This is a genomic window from Kitasatospora purpeofusca, from assembly GCF_036010405.1.
Classification (GTDB): Bacteria; Actinomycetota; Actinomycetes; order Streptomycetales; family Streptomycetaceae; genus Kitasatospora; species Kitasatospora purpeofusca.
Genome location: NZ_CP108561.1, coordinates 4051018 through 4067185, shown reverse-complemented (window position 1 = coordinate 4067185; position 16168 = coordinate 4051018). Strand labels below are relative to the sequence as shown.

Below are 16168 nucleotides of genomic sequence, written 5' to 3'. Positions count from 1 at the left end.
TCCGATGTCGGACGGGTAGGACCTTCGGGAGCCTTCGGTGGCCGCGCCGGTACGGACGGTGCGGGCACGGCGGTCGTCCGCCGGCCACCAGGAGGACCGGGCACAGGGAGCGAGGCGAGCCGGTGAGCAGTGAGGCGATCATGACGGACCGCGACTGCGACCGGACGCGGCAGTCGGCGGAGGCCGCGCCGGCGCCCCCCGCCCCCGGGGTGCCCCGCACCCCCGTCGGCGGTGCGGCCACCGACGCGCGACTGGCGGCCGTGGTCGAGCTCGCCCAGGACATGGCGGGGGCGCTCACCCCGCTGGAGGCCGTCCGGGCCGCCGCCGCCCGTGCCACCGGGGCGCTCGATGCCGCGATGGCCGCCGTCTCGGTCTGGGACCGCGAGTCCGGCCGGCTGCGGGTCCTGGTGAACCACGGCGAGCTCTCCCCCGGGGAGGAGGAGCTGCCCGAGGACGAGTCCTACCCGGTCGCCGACTTCCCCGAGATCGTCACGTACCTGGAGGAGCGCTGGACCACCGGCCGGCTGCCGCGCGCCTGGGTGCAGACCGCCGACAACTCCCAGCCGCACGCCGGGCACGCCCACCCGACCGCCGGCGCGTACTGCCAGGAACGCGCCGCCGCGCTGCGCCGACGCGGCCGGGCCTGCTGCGTGGTCGCGCCGATCGTGCTGCACGGGCAGGCCTGGGGCGAGCTCTACCTGGCCCGGACCGCCGGGTCGGCGGAGTTCACCGAGGCCGACGCCGACTACGCGACCCTGCTCGCCGCCCAGATCTCGGCCGGTCTCGCCCAGACCGAGCGCCTCGCCGACCTGCGCAGGCTCGCCTTCTCCGACCCGCTCACCGGCCTCGCCAACCGGCGTGCGGTGGACGCCCGGCTGGAGAGCGCGCTGGCCGCACACAACCGGGACAACACCGTGGTGTCCCTGGTGGTCTGCGACGTCAACGGCCTCAAGAGGGTCAACGACCAGCTCGGGCACGAGGTGGGCGACCGGCTGCTGGAACGCTTCGCCCACCAGCTGTCCCTGGCCGCCGCGAAACTCCCCGGGAGCCTCGCGGCCCGGCTCGGCGGCGACGAGTTCTGCCTGCTCGTCGAGGGCCGCAAGGCGGACGAGGTGGTCGCCGTCGCCGAGGAGCTGTGCGCGCGGGCGCTGGCCCTGGCCGACGGCGAGGGCGTCGCCTGCGGGGTCGCCTCCACCGGGGACTCCATCGGCCCCGTCACCACCCCCGACCGGCTCTTCCGGCTCGCCGACGCCGCCCAGTACCGGGCCAAGGCCGCCCGCGCCGCGCACCCGGTGGTCGCCGGCCGCAGCCACGGGCCCGGCTTCGCCCCCGACCCGACGGTGCTGCTCGCGGACGCCGCCGACCCGCAGTACCGCACCGACGGGCGCCCCCGGGCCGGCGGCCGGGCCGGTACCGGCGACCGCCGGCGGTTCCGCGGCGCCGCGCACAGCGCCGACCCCGGGCAGCTGCTCACCGCGGTGCTCGCCGCGCTCGACCGGCAGGGCACCGCCCGCGCCGTCCACCCGGCCGACACCATGGGCAAGCTCGCCGTCGTCGCCGAGACCACGGCCCGGCTGCTGGACGCGGTCGGCTGGTGGATCTCCTACGTGCCGCCCGGTTCGCAGCTCATGCACACCGCGCGGCACGCCGTCTACCGGATGACCAGCGGGCCGAGCAGCACCCGGGCGGAGACCCAGCGCGCCCAGATCGAGGCCCCGGACGCCGTCTTCGACCTCCGCCACTACCCGCTGACCCGGACCGCCGTGCGCGGCGGCGCCTTCGCGCTGCGCGCCGGGGCGGCGGGCAACGACCCGGCGGAGGAGGCCATGCTGGTGGTCTCCGGCTACCGGGGCATGGTCGCGGCCGGCGGCCAGAACCCGGCGGGCGGCTGGCTCCTCGAACTCTTCGCCGACGACGCGACCCTCCCGCTCGGCCAGGTCGCCGCCGCCCTCCGCGCCCTGGTCGCCGTCGCCCTCGCCGGCCCCGCCTCCCCGCCCGGCGGCTGACCCGGGGACCGGCGCGGGGCCCGGGGGACCGGGGGAGTGTGGTGCTTCGGTGACCGGTTGGTTCCGAGCGGGTCGCGGTCCGGTCGTGGGGGTGGGCGGGGCCGGGTGCGCGTGGGATGGTGTCGGCGGTCGGCGGGCCGTCGGGGTCGTGCCGGATCGATGACGGGGGTTGGTTCCTGTGCGTGCTCGGGTGACGGGCCTGGTGCTCTCCGCGGTGCTCGCGTTCGGCGGGACGGCGTTGGCGGCCGCGCCGGCGGCCTCGGCGGCTCCGGCGGTTTCGACGGTTTCGGCAGCCTCGGTGTCCTCGGTGTCCTCGGCGGCCGGTGCCGGGGCGCGGACGGCGTCGGCGGGGCAGGGTGCCGCCGTGCAGGTCGGGGCGACGGCGGAGCGCCACGGCGCCGCGCAGCTGGCCGCGTCCAAGGACAAGTCCAAGAAAAAGAAGAAGAAGGGCCTGGGCAAGATCATCGGGCTGGTGATCGGCATCGCGGTGGTGCTGGTGGTGATCGTGGTGATCGTCGTCGTGGTGCTGATGCTGCGCCGCCGCAACCGGTCCTGAGCCCCGGACCGGTCCCGGGCGCGCTCAGTCCCGGGCGGGGCCGAGCGCGCCCAGGACGGCCGCGACGACCTGGTCGGCGTAGCCGGGGTCGAGCGGGCCGAGGCCGTGCAGCCAGCGGTAGTACAGCGGGCCGTAGAGGAGTTCGACCGCGAGGTCGAGGTCCGCGTCGGGGCGCAGCTGTCCGGCCTCGCGGGCGGTCCGCAGACGTTCGCGGGTGACGGCCAGCAGCGGGTCGAGGAGGCGTTCGCGGTAGTCGCGCAGCAGGGCGGGGTCGGTGAGCACCTCGGCGGTGAGGGCGCGGCCGGTCCGGTCGAAGGCGGGGTCGGCGAGTTCGAGGGCGGTGAGCCGCAGGACGGTCCGCAGGTCCTCGCCGAGGTCGCCGGTGTCGGGGAGGGCGAGGCTGCCGGAGGGGTTCTCGCTGGCGGCGAGGAAGGCGTCGAAGACGACGGCGCCCTTGGAGGGCCACCAGCGGTAGATGGTCTGCTTGCCGACGCCGGCGCGGGCGGCGATCTTCTCGATGGTGAGCTTGCCGATGCCGAGTTCGGCGACGAGCTCGGCGGCGGCGGTGAGGATGGCCGCGCGGCTCTGCTCGTTGCGGCGGCTCGGGTCGGGGGCGGTCTGCGGTCCGGTCATGGGCGCCATTCTACCGAGACAACGAGACGGTCCGTATCGTCTTGACAGTTCGGGTCCGCCGGTGCATTCTGGTGGCACGTCAGCGAGACGAACCGTCTCGTCTCGACGGATCGAACGGCAGTCTTCGAGAGGACCACCGAGATGACCTGCTCCGCCCATGTCGCCATGGTTTCCATCCCGGCCCACGGCCACGTCAACCCCAGCCTCGCCCTGATCGCCGAGCTCGTCGCCCGGGGCCACCGGGTGAGCTACGTCAACGCGCCGTCCTTCGCCGACACGGTCGCGTCCACCGGCGCCACGCACGTCCCGTACGACACCGCGCTGCCGCTCGACGGCGACCCCGCGGGGTGGCCGGAGGACCCGGTCGCGGTCCAGGACGTCTTCCTCGACGACGCCCTCGCGATGACCCCGGTGCTGCGGAAGCTCTTCGCCGAGGACCGGCCCGACCTCGTGCTGTACGACATCGGCGCCTTCGCCGCCCGGGCGGTGGCCGAGGGGCACGGCGTGCCGGCGGTGCAGCTGTCGCCCACGATGGTCGGCTGGGAGGGCTTCGAGGAGGACATGGCGCCGATGTTCGAGGCGCTCCGCACCGGGCCCGGCGGCCCCGAGCACTACCGGCGGTTCGGCGACTGGCTGGCCGACAACGGCGTCGCCGTCCAGGACGCCGAGCGGGACGTCGAGCGGTTCAAGAACCGGCCGGACCGCGCGCTGGCGCTGATCCCGCGGGCCCTGCAGCCCTGCGCGGACCGGGTCGACACCGACCGGATCACCTTCGTCGGCCAGTGCTTCGGCGACCGCTCGCAGCAGGGCGGCTGGCAGCGGCCCGCCGGGGCGGACAAGGTGCTGCTGGTCTCGCTCGGCTCGGCCTTCACCGACCGGCCGGCCTTCTACCGGGCCTGTGTGGAGGCCTTCGGCGACCTGCCCGGCTGGCACGTCGTGCTGCAGATCGGCCGCCACACCGACACGGCCGCGCTGGGCGAGGTGCCGGCCAATGTCGAGGTGCACCGCTGGGTGCCGCAGTTCGACGTGCTGGCGCAGGCGGACGCCTTCGTCACCCACGCCGGCACCGGCGGCGCCAGCGAGGGACTCTTCCACGGGGTGCCGATGATCGCGGTGCCGCAGGCCGTCGACCAGTTCGCCAACGCGGACTCGCTGGTGGCGCTCGGGGTGGCCCGGCGGCTGGACACCGAGGACGCGACCGCCGGGGCGCTGCGCTCCGCGCTGCTGGAGCTGACCGGGGACCCGGCGGTGGCCGGGCGGCTCGCGGCGGAGCGCGCCGCGGCCCGGGCCGAGGGCGGTACGGCGCGGGCGGCGGACCTGGTCGAGGCCGAGTTGAGGTGAGGCGAGGGGCGGGGCGGGGGTGGGGCCCCGGGCCGTGGGCTCAGGCGATCCGGTCGGGGCGGGTGTAGACGTTGGCGCCCTCGCCGCGCAGGAAGCCGACCAGGGTCAGGCCCAGCTCCTCGGCGAGGTCCGCGGCCAGCGAGGACGGCGCCGAGACCGCGGCCAGCAGCGGCACCCCGGCCAGCGCCGCCTTCTGGGTCAGTTCGAACGAGGCCCGGCCGCTGACCAGGAGCACATGGCCGGTCAGCGGCAGCAGGCCCTCCCGCAGTGCCCAGCCGACCACCTTGTCCACCGCGTTGTGCCGCCCGACGTCCTCGCGGGCGCACAGCAGCTCGCCGGTCCGGCCGTCGAACAGGCCCGCCGCGTGCAGGCCGCCGGTGGACTCGAAGGTGCGCTGGACGGCGCGCAGCCGGTCCGGCAGCGCGTAGAGCAGCGCGGGCGGGACGCGCAGCGGGTCCTCGCCGACCGGGTGCCGGACGTGGGTGCGCACGGCGTCCACGGTGTCGCGGCCGCACAGTCCGCAGGCACTGGTGGTGAGCAGGTTGCGGTGGGCGGAGAGCGGCAGCGGGCGGCCGCTGTCGCGCAGCGTCGCGTCCACCACGTTGTAGGTGTTGGCGCCGTCCGCGTCGGTGCCGGCGCAGTAGCGCAGCGCCGCCAGCTCCTCGCCGGCGGCGACCAGGCCCTCGCCGACCAGGAAACCCGCCACCAGGTCGAAGTCCTGGCCGGGGGTGCGCATGGTGACGGTGAGCGGTTCGCCGCCGAGCCGGATCTCCAGCGGCTCCTCGGCGGCCAGCGCGTCCGGCCGGAAGTCGCGCCCGTCCCCGCGCAGCCGGAGCACCCGCCGCCGTGCCGTCGCCCGCGTCATCGTCCCGCCCGCCTTCGTGTCCGCCGCGCCCGGCGTTGCGCCGTCCGCCTCCCCACAGCGTGCGGCACCGGCCCGGGTATTCGAAAATCCTGGTGACCGGCCGGTCCGGTCCCGGGTGTTCCGACTGGGCCGAGATGGTTGTCATATCTCCATTCACCTGCTGAGATGATGCATATGGATATGCACAGTGCTGCGGCCGCCCACGCGCCGCTCGTCCGGGTCGGCAAGGCCGACGTCGGCGCCGAGGACGTGCTGGCCGTCGCCCGGGGCAACGCCCGGGTCGAGATCGGCCCCGACGCGATCGCCGAGATGGCGACCGCGCGCGCCCGGATCGACGCCCTCGCCGCCGAACCGCGCCCCGTCTACGGCGTCTCGACCGGCTTCGGCGCCCTCGCCGTCCGGCACATCAGCCCCGAGCTGCGCGCCCAGCTGCAGCGCTCGCTGGTGCGCTCGCACGCCGCCGGGATGGGTCCCGCGGTCGAGCGCGAGGTCGTCCGCGCGCTGATCTTCCTGCGCATGAAGACCCTCGCCAGCGGCCGCACCGGCGTCCGCCCGCTGGTCGCGCAGACCATGGCCGCGCTCCTCAACGCGGGCATCACCCCGGTGGTCCGCGAGTTCGGCTCGCTCGGCTGCTCCGGCGACCTCGCGCCGCTGTCGCACTGCGCGCTCGTCCTCATGGGCGAGGGCGTGGCCACCGGCCCCGACGGCGTCGAGAAGCCCGCCGGCGAGCTGCTGGCCGCCGCCGGCATCGAGCCGGTCGAGCTGCTGGAGAAGGAGGGCCTCGCCCTCATCAACGGCACCGACGGCATGCTCGGCATGCTGGTCATGGCCATCGCGGACCTGCAGCGGCTGTTCACCACCGCCGACATCACCGCCGCCATGACGCTGGAAGCCCTGCTCGGCAGCGACAAGGTGCTCGCCCCCGAGCTGCACGCCCCGATCCGCCCGCACCCCGGCCAGGCCGCCGCCGCCGCCAACATGCTGGCCGTGCTCCAGGGCTCCGGCCTCACCGGCCACCACCAGGACGACGCGCCGCGGGTCCAGGACGCCTACTCGATCCGCTGCGCCCCGCAGGTCGCCGGCGCCGGGCGCGACACCCTCGCCCACGCCCAGCTGGTCGCCTCCCGCGAGCTGGCCGCCTCGGTCGACAACCCGGTGGTGCTGCCCGACGGCCGGGTCGAGTCCAACGGCAACTTCCACGGCGCCCCGGTCGCCTACGTGCTGGACTTCCTCGCCATCGCCGCCGCCGACCTCGGCTCGATCTCCGAGCGCCGCACCGACCGGCTGCTCGACAAGGCCCGTTCGCACGGCCTGCCGGCCTTCCTGGCCGACGACCCGGGCGTCGACTCCGGCCTGATGATCGCCCAGTACACCCAGGCCGCGCTGGTCAGCGAGAACAAGCGGCTCGCGGTGCCGGCCTCGGTCGACTCGATCCCCTCCTCGGCCATGCAGGAGGACCACGTCTCGATGGGCTGGTCCGCCGCGCGCAAGCTGCGCCAGTCCGTGGAGAACCTCGGCCGCGTCCTGGCCGTCGAGCTCACCGCCGCCGCCCGGGCGCTGGAGATCCGCCAGCAGGCCGGAACGGGCGCCGCCCCGGCGCCGGCCACGGCCGCGGCGATGGCCGCCGCCCGGGCCGCCGGGGTCGGCGGCGCCGGCCGCGACCGCTTCCTCTCGCCGGACCTGGAGGCCGCCGCCGCGCTGGTCGCCTCGGGCGAGCTGGTGCGGGCCGTCGAGCAGGTCACCGGCCCGCTGGCCTGACCTCCGCGCCGCGTCGAACGGGTCGAACGGGTGGTACGGGTGACCGGTGGCCGGAAAGGCCGCCGGTCACCGGTCCCAGTCGCTCTTCGGGGCCGCCGCGCCGCGCTGCTCCTGGATCCGCTCGGCGAGCGCGGACGAGACGTTGACGCCGACGATGCCGCCCCAGCAGACCAGCAGGCCCCAGAAACCGCCGCTCTCGGCGGCGATCGCCGACAGCGGGATGCCGAGCACCAGCGAGACGATCGGGAGCCTGGTCGCCGAACGGCGGCCGAAGCGGCGCGGCCCGTACCCCGGACGGCCGTACCCCTCGGTCGGGCCGTACCCCTCGGCCGGGCCGAGCCGCTCGGCCACCCGGCGCTCCACCCGGGCGTCGAGGCGGGCGTCGATCCGGGCGAGGAAGGAGTCGACGAGTTCCGACTCGTACTCCGGGCCGAGCTCCTTGCGGGCCTGCAGCGTGGCGTCCAGATCGCGCCGCAGATCGTCCTGACGTGTGTCCATGGGCATCAGCTTCCTCCCCCCGGGGGCCGCCGGTCCATCGGTCCGACGGGGATTCAGGGCGGTCTCAGGGGGATATCAGGGTCACCCCGAGACGGCCCGCACCCCCCTCGGCGCCCGCCCGGGGACCGCCCGGCGCCCGCCCGGGGACCGCTCCGGGAGGTCTCGCCCGATGTCCCGTCGGGCGAGACGTCTTTGCCAGCGGCGGCCCGCTGCTGCACAGTCGTCCGAACAGCTCGCATCCGGAGGTACCGCCATGACCGCCACCGACGACGCCGGCCCGGTCGGTCCCTCCGCCCGGCTGCTCCAGCTCTTCGAGGGGCACCGGCTCACCCCCACCCAGCGGCGGATCGCGCACTCGCTGGTCCGGCACGCCACCGAGGCGCCGTTCCTCTCCAGCGTCGAGGTCGCCGAACTCGCCGGCGTCAGCCAGCCCTCGGTGACCCGCTTCGCCGTGGCCCTCGGCTACGACGGCTACCCGGCGCTGCGCAAGCAGCTGCGCGAACTCGGCGCCGGGGAGGCCGCCGCCCCCGAGACCCCGGCCGACGCCGTCCGCAACGAGCACCAGCAGGCCGTGCTCGCCGAGATCGAGCACCTGCGCCACCTGGCCGAGCTGCTCGCCGACCCCGAGCCGATCGCCCGCGCCGCCCGGCTGCTCGCCGCCTCCCGCCCGCTGCCGGTGCTCGGCCTGCGGGCCGCCTCCGCGCAGGCGCGCGGCTTCGCGTACTTCGCCGCCAAGGTGCACCCCGACATCCGGCTGCTGGACGAGGGCGGCAGCATGCTCGCCGACCGGCTGGAGCAGGCCGCCGCCGCGGGCGCGAGCGTGCTGCTCTGCTTCGCCCTGCCGCGCTACCCGCGCGAGCTGATGGACGCACTGGCGGTGGCCCGGGAGTGCGGGCTGACCGTGGTCACCGTGGCCGACAGCGTCTTCGCTCCGGTCGCCAAGCTCTCCGACCTGATGCTGCCGGCCGCCGTCGGCACCGGGCTGGTCTTCGACACCGCGTGCGCACCGATGATGCTCGGCCGGGTGCTGCTGCAGACCATGTGCGACGAACTCCCGGGCGCCGAGGCGCGGCTGGAGGCCATCGAGCAGTCGGCGGCGGCCCGGGGGCTGTTCCTGGAGTAGCCCGCCCGGACGGTCCGCCGCGCGTCATGCCTCCAGGGTCTGCCGGATCCGCCGCAGCGTCGCCCGCATGCCGGCCCGGTTGTGCGCGGCCCGCCGCTCCGGGGCGACGCCGCTGAAGACCTTGCCGAGCAGTTCGGCGGCCGGCGCGCTCCGGCCGGTCCGCAGGTCCCGCCAGTACTCGGTGAGGTTCGTGCCGCCCTCGCCGTCCGGCGCGAAGCGGTAGCCCCACTCGGCGATCGGCAGCCCGAGGGCGTCCACCCGGAACGCGAACTCGCTGCCGGGGCGGGCCGTCGTCACCCGGCAGGTGGTGAACCAGACGAACAGGCCGCGCCGGTTGAAGCCGACGAACCGGTCACCGGTCCGCAGCGGTCCCCGCCGGGCCCACACCGCCCGGCACTCGGGGCTCCACTCGCCGGTCCGCCGGACGGTGCTGACGGCGCGGTAGACCTCCGTCGGCGTGGCGGCCACGCCGATGCTCTCCTCGATGCCCCACTCGCGGTCCATGCCCGCCCTCCCCGTTCGTCCCCGCGGCCCGGAACGCCGCCCCGGCGACCGTACCCGCAGGTTGGCGATCCGCCCAGGGCGGGCATCATTCCGGTCAGGGGGTGCCGCCATGCGTGTGATCCACGAGATGAAGTTCGTCGGCCGGCTCGCCTCCGGAGCCGACGAGTGGTCCTGCCCGACCTGCGGACGCCGCGTCACCCTGCGCCGTCTGCCCGATCCCGAACTCACCGTCCTCGACCCGGGCGACGAATCCGTCGTCCACGTCGGCGTCATCGAACCCGACGCCCGAGCCGCCGCGGCCGCCGAGCAGTACGGCCTCGGCCCCGTCCAGGAGATCCCCCGCCCACCCCGGACCCCCGCGCCGCCCACGCCGTCCGGCGCCCGGGCCGCCGACGTCCCCGACGACGCCGACCGCCGCTGGCTCGCCGAGATCGGCATCGACTGGGACGGCGACGCGGCGGCCTGACGGGCCGGTCAACGCCGGGGCGCGTACAACGGCAGGTCCACGGTCGGCAGTTCACCCGTGAACGGCGCGGTGAGCGGAACCGGCTCGCCGTACCTGCCGTGCAGCACGCCCCGGTATGCCCCGTCACGAGGGTGGGTGAAGTACGTCCAGACGCCCTTCCGGGGGTCGACGGTCAGCAGTGCGGCGACGCCCGCGGCGCCGTACCAGTCGGCCCCGGGAGTGGTGCCGCCCGCCCGTTCGGTCCTGGAGGCCACCTCCACCGCGAGTGCCGCGTCGAGGGGGTCGGCGAGCCACTCGTCGCTCCTCCCCCAGTCGGTGGGGAGGACGACGAGGTCCGGGGTCGCGTAGTCCTCGTCGTCCTCCGGTGTGCCCACGGACGAGACCTGGTAGCCGGCGAGCCCGGCCGGCAGCCGCCGGTCGAGTCGGCGCCGCAGTCGGCGGACGGTCTCCGCGTGCTTTCCGCAGGGGGGCAGGGCCGCGATCAGGGTCCCGCCGATGATCTGCACGCGCAGACCGGTGCTTCGCGCGATCTCCTCGGCGGTGTCCCGGAGCCGGCCGGGGGCTGCCTTCATCGGGCCTCCGTGGGGCGGGGCTGGGCCGAGTGGCTGGTGTTCGCCGGGTTCAGCGTAGTGCGGGGGGTGTCCCTGCCGCGGGCGCTGATCGGATGTGCGCAGGTCTGGCCGAAGGCTGAATGTTTGGATATATTCAGTGAAGTCGAGCCTGAATGAATTCATCCGCAAGGAGACCGTGACATGGTGCAGCAGGCGAGTGGGCCGCGTGAGGTGCGGGCGGCGCGGGGGACCGGGCTGACCACGCAGGGGTGGCAGCAGGAGGCCGCCCTGCGGATGCTCATGAACAACCTCGACCCCGAGGTGGCCGAGCACCCCTCGAAGCTGGTCGTCTACGGCGGCACCGGCAAGGCCGCGCGCGACTGGCGCTCCTTCGACGCCATGGTGCGCACGCTGGAGGGCCTCAAGCAGGACGAGACCATGCTGGTCCAGTCCGGCCGGCCGGTCGGCGTCATGCAGACCCACGAGTGGGCGCCGCGGGTGCTGATCGCCAACTCCAACCTGGTCGGCGACTGGGCCAACTGGGAGGAGTTCCGCCGCCTGGAGAGCCTCGGGCTCACCATGTACGGGCAGATGACCGCCGGGTCCTGGATCTACATCGGCACCCAGGGCATCCTCCAGGGCACCTACGAGACCTTCGCCGCCGTCGCCAACAAGCGCTTCAACGGCACTCTCGAAGGCACCATCACCCTCACCGCCGGCCTCGGCGGCATGGGCGGCGCCCAGCCGCTGGCCGTCACCATGAACGGCGGCGTGGCGATCTGTATCGACTGCGACCCGTCCCGGATCTCCCGCCGGATCGAGCACCGCTACCTGGACGTCGAGGCCAAGAACCTCTCCCACGCGCTGGAGCTCGCCACCGCCGCCCGCGACAAGCGGCAGCCGCTCTCCATCGGTCTGCTGGGCAACGCCGCCGAGCTGTTCCCGCAGCTGCTGGCGATGGACGCGCCGATCGACATCGTCACCGACCAGACCAGCGCCCACGACCCGCTGAGCTACCTGCCGGTCGGCGTCGCCTTCGACGACATGGCGACCTACGCGGCCGAGAAGCCCGCCGAGTTCACCGTCCGCTCCCGCGAGTCGATGGCCAAGCACGTCGAGGCGATGGTCGGCTTCCAGGACGCCGGCGCCGAGGTCTTCGACTACGGCAACTCGATCCGGGGCGAGGCCCAGCTGGCCGGCTACGACCGCGCCTTCGCCTTCCCCGGCTTCGTCCCCGCGTACATCCGGCCGCTGTTCTGCGAGGGCAAGGGCCCGTTCCGCTGGGCCGCCCTGTCCGGCGACCCGCAGGACATCGCCAAGACCGACAAGGCCGTGCTCGACCTCTTCCCGGAGAACGAGTCGCTGCACCGCTGGATCAAGATGGCCCAGGAGAAGGTGCACTTCCAGGGCCTGCCCGCGCGGATCTGCTGGCTCGGCTACGGCGAGCGCGACAAGGCCGGCGAGCGCTTCAACGACATGGTCGCCTCCGGCGAGCTGTCCGCCCCGATCGTCATCGGCCGCGACCACCTGGACTGCGGCTCCGTCGCCTCCCCCTACCGGGAGACCGAGGCGATGCTGGACGGCTCCGACGCGATCGCCGACTGGCCGCTGCTCAACGCCATGGTCAACGTCGCCTCCGGCGCGTCCTGGGTCTCCATCCACCACGGCGGCGGCGTCGGCATCGGCCGCTCGATCCACGCCGGCCAGGTCACCGTCGCCGACGGCACCGCGCTGGCCGGCGAGAAGATCCGCCGGGTGCTCACCAACGACCCGGGCATGGGCGTCATCCGCCACGTCGACGCCGGCTACGACCGGGCCGACGAGGTCGCCGCCGAGCGCGGTGTGCGCGTCCCGATGAACGAGCACGGCTCGACGGGCGAGCTGTGAGCGACCAGGGCTCCGCGAGCTTCGAACGGATGTGGGCGGAGCTGCTCCCCGTGGGCCGCTCCGCCGCGTCCGGCGGCTACCGCCGCTTCGCCTGGAACAGCGCCGACGCCGAGTGCCGGTCCTGGTTCGAGCAGCAGGCCCGCGACCGGGGCCTGCACTACGAGCTGGACCGCAACGGCAACCAGTGGGCCTGGCTCGGCGACCCGGCCGGCGAGGGCGCGGTGGTCACCGGCTCGCACCTGGACTCCGTCCCGGACGGCGGCGCCTTCGACGGCCCGCTCGGCGTGGTCTCCTCCTTCGCGGCGCTCGACGAACTGCGCGCCCGGGGGAGCGGGCTCACCCGGCCGCTGGCGATCGTCAACTTCGGCGACGAGGAGGGCGCCCGGTTCGGGGTGGCCTGCATCGGCTCCCGGCTCACCGCCGGGGTGCTCGGCAAGGAGCAGGCGTACGAGCTGCGCGACGCCGACGGCGTCCGGCTGCCCGACGCGATGGAGCGGGCCGGGCAGGACCCGACCGCGATCGGCGCGGACGGCGACCGGCTGGCCCGGATCGGCGCCTTCGTCGAACTGCACGTCGAGCAGGGCCGCTACCTGACCGAGGAGCACCCGGTCGGCGTGGCGAGCGCGATCTGGCCGCACGGCCGCTGGCGGTTCGACTTCCGCGGCGAGGCCAACCACGCCGGCACCACCCGGATCGAGGACCGCCGCGACCCGATGCTGACCTACGCCAACACCGTGCTCGCCGCGCGGAAGAAGGCGAAGCTCGCGGGCGCGCTGGCCACCTTCGGCAAGGTCGCCGTGGAGCCCAACGGCACCAACGCGATCGCCTCGCTGGTGCGCGGCTGGCTGGACTCCCGGGCGGCCGACGAGGGCACTCTCACCGCGCTGGTCGAGGAGATCGGCCGGGCCGCCGCCGAGCGCGGCGAGCGCGACGGTGTCGAGGTCGGGCTGACCCGCGAGTCCTACACCCCGGTGGTGGACTTCGACGGCCCGCTGCGCGACCGCCTCGCCGCCCGGCTGGGCGGCGTCCCCGTGCTGCCCACCGGTGCGGGACACGATGCCGGGATCCTCGCCTCGGCGGTCCCGACCGCCATGCTGTTCGTGCGGAACCCGAGCGGCGTCTCGCACTCCCCGGCGGAGCACGCCGAGCCGGCCGACTGCCTGGCCGGCGTCGCCGCCCTCGCCGACGTACTGGAGGACCTGGCGTGTCAGTGAGCCCATCCGGAGACGCGCAGGCGGCAGGTCGTGCCGGAGACGCGCGGACGACGACGTACTGGGCGCAGTACGCCTGGCTGCCGCACGCCAACGGGCCGGTGGTCGAGCGGGACGTGCTGATCACCACCGGGGCCGGCGGCAAGATCGCCCGGGTGCAGCCGGACAGCGGGCCCTGCCCGCCCGGCGCCGTCCGGCTGGAGGGCCTGCTGCTGCCGGGGCAGGCGAACGCGCACTCGCACGCCTTCCACCGGGCGCTGCGCGGCCACGTCCAGGTCGGCTCCGGCACCTTCTGGACCTGGCGCGACACCATGTACCGGTTCGCCGGCGCGCTCGACCCGGACCGCTACCTGGCGCTCGCCACCGCGGCCTACGCGGAGATGGCGCTCGCCGGGATCACCGCCGTCGGCGAGTTCCACTACCTGCACCACGCGCCCGGCGGCGCCCGGTACGACGATCCCAACGCGATGGGCGAGGCGCTGATCGAGGCCGCCGCCCGGGCCGGCATCCGGATCACCCTGCTCGACACCTGCTACCTGTCGTCCGGCTTCGGCACCGAGCCGACCAGGCCGCAGCTGCGGTTCAGCGACGGCGACGCGGAGGCCTGGGCCGAGCGGGCCGACCTGCTGAAGGCCCGCGAGCACGCCCGGATCGGCGCCGCCATCCACTCGGTGCGCGCCGTGCCCGCCGAGCAGCTCGGCACCGTCGCCGACTGGGCGTCGTCGCGACGAGCCCCGCTGCACGTCCACCTGTCCGAGCAGACCGCCGAGAACGACGCCTGCCTCGCCGCGCACGGCGTCACCCCGACCCGGCTGCTCGCCGACCGGGGCGCGCTCGGTCCGCGCACCTCGGTCGTGCACGCCACCCATCTCACCGAGGAGGACGTCGAGCTGCTGACCGGCTCCTCCACCACCGTCTGCATGTGCCCCACCACCGAGCGGGACCTCGCGGACGGCATCGGCCCGGCCCGGCAGCTGGCCTCCGGGGGGTGCCCGATCACCCTCGGCAGCGACAGCCACGCCGTGATCGACCCGTTCGAGGAGGCCCGGGCGCTGGAGCTGGACGAGCGGCTGCGCACCCGCACCCGCGGCCACTGGACGGCGAACGCGCTGCTCCGGGCGGGTACGGAGGACGGCCACGCCTCGCTCGGCTGGCCCGAGGCGGGGCGGATCGAGGCCGGTGCGCTGGCCGACTTCACCGTGATCGCCCTGGACTCGGTGCGCACGGCCGGTCCGGCGCCCCGGCTGGGCGCGGAGATCGCGGTGTTCGCGGCCGCCGCGGCGGACGTCCGGCACGTGGTGGTCGGCGGCCGGCACGTGGTCGAGGACGGCGTGCACACCCTGGTGCCGGACGTGCCGGGAGCACTGCGGTCCTCGATCGCCGCGCTCGGCTGCTGAGTTCTCCGTTCTCCCGTGGGTGACCGGGGGCGGGCGGCATCGGACCGCCCGCCCCCGCTCCCGTTCCCCGTTCCCGCCTCCCGGACTTCCCGTTCCCGCTCCCCGAAAGGTTCCGACGTGAGCAGCTCGAACAGCACCCCGAGCAGCGGCCCGACCGTGCCGAGCACCCTGATCACCGGGATCGGCACCCTGGTCACCAACGACCCCGCGCACGGGACCGGGCCGCTCGGCGCGCTCACCGACGCGGCCGTGGTGATCGACGGCGGCACCGTCGCCTGGGTCGGCCCGGCGGCCGGGGCCCCCGCCGCCGACGAGGTGTTCGACGCGGCGGGCCGCGCCCTGCTGCCCGGCTGGGTGGACTCGCACGCCCACCTGGTCTTCGCCGGCGACCGCACCGCCGAGTTCAACGCCCGGATGTCCGGGCAGTCCTACTCGGCCGGCGGGATCCGCACCACGGTGGCCGCCACCCGGGCCGCCGCCGACGCCGAACTGGACGCCAACCTGGCCCGGCTGGTGCGGGAGGCGCTGCGCCAGGGCACCACGCTGGTGGAGTGCAAGTCCGGGTACGGGCTCACGGTGGAGGACGAGTCGCGGGCGCTGCGGATCGCCTCCTCGTACACGCCGGAGACCACCTACCTGGGCGCGCACGTGGTGGCCCCGGAGTTCGCGGACGACCCGGCGGGCTACGTCGACCTGGTCACCGGCCCGATGCTGGACGCCTGCGCGCCGTACGCCCGCTGGGTGGACGTGTTCTGCGAGAAGGGCGCCTTCGACGGCGACCAGGCCCGGGCGATCCTCACCGCGGGGATCGAGCGGGGGCTGATCCCCCGGGTGCACGCCAACCAGCTCACCTACGGCCCGGGTGTGCAGCTGGCGGTGGAGCTGGGCGCGGCCTCGGCCGACCACTGCACCCACCTCACGGACGAGGACGTGGCCGCGCTGGCGGGCTCGTCGACGGTGGCGACGCTGCTGCCGGGCGCCGAGTTCTCCACCCGGGCGGTCTACCCGGACGCGCGCCGGCTGCTGGACGCGGGGGCGGTGGTGGCGCTGTCCACCGACTGCAACCCGGGCTCCAGCTTCACGAGTTCGATGGCGTTCTGCATCGCGGTGGCGGTGCGGGAGATGGGCATGACGCCGGACGAGGCGGTCTGGGCCGCGACGGCGGGCGGCGCGCGGGCGCTGCGGCGGACGGACGTCGGCACGGTGCGGGTGGGGGCCCGGGCGGACCTTCAGCTGCTGGACGCTCCCTCGCCGGTGCACCTGGCCTACCGGCCGGGTGTGCCGCTGACGGCGGCGGTCTGGCGGGCGGGTGTGCGCGAGGTCTGACGGGCCTTCGGGCGGCGGGCGGGGCCGGGAGGGTGTGTCCCTCCCG

At 75.2% G+C, this 16168-nt stretch carries 14 protein-coding genes and 1 pseudogene; 10 read left to right on the top strand and 5 right to left on the bottom strand.

The features are described 5' to 3' along the window. Positions 1-281: 281 nt before the first annotated feature. Both OG715_RS17830 and OG715_RS17825 read left to right on the top strand, forming a co-directional pair. Positions 282-1418: pseudogene (locus tag OG715_RS17830) on the top strand (diguanylate cyclase domain-containing protein); the annotation flags it as partial. A gap of 766 nt (positions 1419-2184) precedes the next feature. Continuing rightward, a complete protein-coding gene (locus OG715_RS17825; RefSeq protein WP_266269780.1) occupies positions 2185-2562 on the top strand; it encodes a hypothetical protein in 378 nt (125 codons plus the stop codon). A 24-nt stretch (positions 2563-2586) separates the two neighbouring features. On the opposite strand, the gene OG715_RS17820 is transcribed toward OG715_RS17825, so the two are convergent. Continuing rightward, the gene (locus tag OG715_RS17820) at positions 2587-3195 is read right to left on the bottom strand and encodes a TetR/AcrR family transcriptional regulator (RefSeq protein ID WP_266269779.1); all 609 of its coding nucleotides are present in this window, start codon (positions 3193-3195) and stop codon (positions 2587-2589) included. A 141-nt stretch (positions 3196-3336) separates the two neighbouring features. Here OG715_RS17820 and OG715_RS17815 point away from each other — a divergent pair, with 141 nt between their 5' ends. Further along, positions 3337-4536: a macrolide family glycosyltransferase gene (locus OG715_RS17815; protein WP_266269778.1), complete on the top strand. Its 1200-nt coding sequence runs from the start codon at positions 3337-3339 to the stop codon at positions 4534-4536. A 40-nt stretch (positions 4537-4576) separates the two neighbouring features. Here the strand turns inward: OG715_RS17815 and fdhD are convergent, their stop codons facing one another. Next, a complete protein-coding gene (fdhD, locus tag OG715_RS17810) occupies positions 4577-5401 on the bottom strand; it encodes a formate dehydrogenase accessory sulfurtransferase FdhD (RefSeq protein WP_266269777.1) in 825 nt (274 codons plus the stop codon). Between the two features lie 180 nt (positions 5402-5581). Here fdhD and hutH point away from each other — a divergent pair, with 180 nt between their 5' ends. Then, positions 5582-7159, top strand: coding sequence for a histidine ammonia-lyase (hutH, locus tag OG715_RS17805; protein WP_266269776.1), 1578 nt, complete (start codon positions 5582-5584; stop codon positions 7157-7159). Positions 7160-7225: 66 nt separating this feature from the next. Here hutH and OG715_RS17800 read toward each other — a convergent pair whose 3' ends face one another. Further along, positions 7226-7657 (bottom strand): hypothetical protein, encoded by a 432-nt coding sequence (locus OG715_RS17800; RefSeq protein ID WP_266269775.1) that lies wholly within the window; start codon positions 7655-7657, stop codon positions 7226-7228. Between the two features lie 253 nt (positions 7658-7910). Between OG715_RS17800 and OG715_RS17795 the strand changes: the two genes are divergently transcribed. After that, positions 7911-8780 carry a MurR/RpiR family transcriptional regulator gene (locus tag OG715_RS17795; protein WP_266269774.1) on the top strand — a complete coding sequence of 290 codons (870 nt, stop codon included), beginning with the start codon at positions 7911-7913 and terminating at the stop codon, positions 8778-8780. A gap of 24 nt (positions 8781-8804) precedes the next feature. Here OG715_RS17795 and OG715_RS17790 read toward each other — a convergent pair whose 3' ends face one another. Continuing rightward, positions 8805-9284 (bottom strand): SRPBCC family protein, encoded by a 480-nt coding sequence (locus OG715_RS17790; RefSeq protein WP_266269773.1) that lies wholly within the window; start codon positions 9282-9284, stop codon positions 8805-8807. Between the two features lie 109 nt (positions 9285-9393). On the opposite strand from OG715_RS17790, the gene OG715_RS17785 reads away from it, so the two are divergent. Further along, the gene (locus OG715_RS17785) at positions 9394-9750 is read left to right on the top strand and encodes a hypothetical protein (RefSeq protein WP_266269771.1); all 357 of its coding nucleotides are present in this window, start codon (positions 9394-9396) and stop codon (positions 9748-9750) included. Positions 9751-9758: 8 nt separating this feature from the next. Here the strand turns inward: OG715_RS17785 and OG715_RS17780 are convergent, their stop codons facing one another. After that, complete coding sequence (locus tag OG715_RS17780) at positions 9759-10322, bottom strand: Uma2 family endonuclease (protein ID WP_266269770.1); 564 nt, start codon at positions 10320-10322, stop codon at positions 9759-9761. Positions 10323-10502: 180 nt separating this feature from the next. Between OG715_RS17780 and hutU the strand changes: the two genes are divergently transcribed. The 4 genes from hutU (at position 10503) to hutI (ending at position 16122) form a co-directional block, all read left to right on the top strand. Beyond that, positions 10503-12188: a urocanate hydratase gene (gene hutU, locus OG715_RS17775; RefSeq protein ID WP_266269769.1), complete on the top strand. Its 1686-nt coding sequence runs from the start codon at positions 10503-10505 to the stop codon at positions 12186-12188. Positions 12189-12217: 29 nt separating this feature from the next. Further along, positions 12218-13402 carry an allantoate amidohydrolase gene (locus OG715_RS17770; protein ID WP_266271719.1) on the top strand — a complete coding sequence of 395 codons (1185 nt, stop codon included), beginning with the start codon at positions 12218-12220 and terminating at the stop codon, positions 13400-13402. After that, complete coding sequence (locus tag OG715_RS17765) at positions 13399-14796, top strand: formimidoylglutamate deiminase (protein WP_266269768.1); 1398 nt, start codon at positions 13399-13401, stop codon at positions 14794-14796. The genes OG715_RS17770 and OG715_RS17765 overlap by 4 nt, the downstream gene beginning before the upstream one ends. A 156-nt stretch (positions 14797-14952) precedes the next feature. After that, positions 14953-16122, top strand: coding sequence for an imidazolonepropionase (gene hutI / locus OG715_RS17760; protein WP_266271718.1), 1170 nt, complete (start codon positions 14953-14955; stop codon positions 16120-16122). Positions 16123-16168: the final 46 nt, after the last annotated feature.

What these genes read in the sequence shown, in the direction of transcription:
- OG715_RS17800 (WP_266269775.1), bottom strand. Translation starts at nt 7,657, where the DNA reads ATGGACACACGTCAGGACGATCTGCGGCGCGATCTGGACGCCACGCTG.
- OG715_RS17795 (WP_266269774.1), top strand. Translation starts at nt 7,911, where the DNA reads ATGACCGCCACCGACGACGCCGGCCCGGTCGGTCCCTCCGCCCGGCTG.
- OG715_RS17780 (WP_266269770.1), bottom strand. Translation starts at nt 10,322, where the DNA reads ATGAAGGCAGCCCCCGGCCGGCTCCGGGACACCGCCGAGGAGATCGCG.
- OG715_RS17790 (WP_266269773.1), bottom strand. Translation starts at nt 9,284, where the DNA reads ATGGACCGCGAGTGGGGCATCGAGGAGAGCATCGGCGTGGCCGCCACG.
- OG715_RS17770 (WP_266271719.1), top strand. Translation starts at nt 12,218, where the DNA reads ATGTGGGCGGAGCTGCTCCCCGTGGGCCGCTCCGCCGCGTCCGGCGGC.
- OG715_RS17820 (WP_266269779.1), bottom strand. Translation starts at nt 3,195, where the DNA reads ATGACCGGACCGCAGACCGCCCCCGACCCGAGCCGCCGCAACGAGCAG.
- hutU (WP_266269769.1), top strand. Translation starts at nt 10,503, where the DNA reads ATGGTGCAGCAGGCGAGTGGGCCGCGTGAGGTGCGGGCGGCGCGGGGG.
- hutH (WP_266269776.1), top strand. Translation starts at nt 5,582, where the DNA reads ATGCACAGTGCTGCGGCCGCCCACGCGCCGCTCGTCCGGGTCGGCAAG.
- OG715_RS17815 (WP_266269778.1), top strand. Translation starts at nt 3,337, where the DNA reads ATGACCTGCTCCGCCCATGTCGCCATGGTTTCCATCCCGGCCCACGGC.
- OG715_RS17785 (WP_266269771.1), top strand. Translation starts at nt 9,394, where the DNA reads ATGCGTGTGATCCACGAGATGAAGTTCGTCGGCCGGCTCGCCTCCGGA.
- fdhD (WP_266269777.1), bottom strand. Translation starts at nt 5,401, where the DNA reads ATGACGCGGGCGACGGCACGGCGGCGGGTGCTCCGGCTGCGCGGGGAC.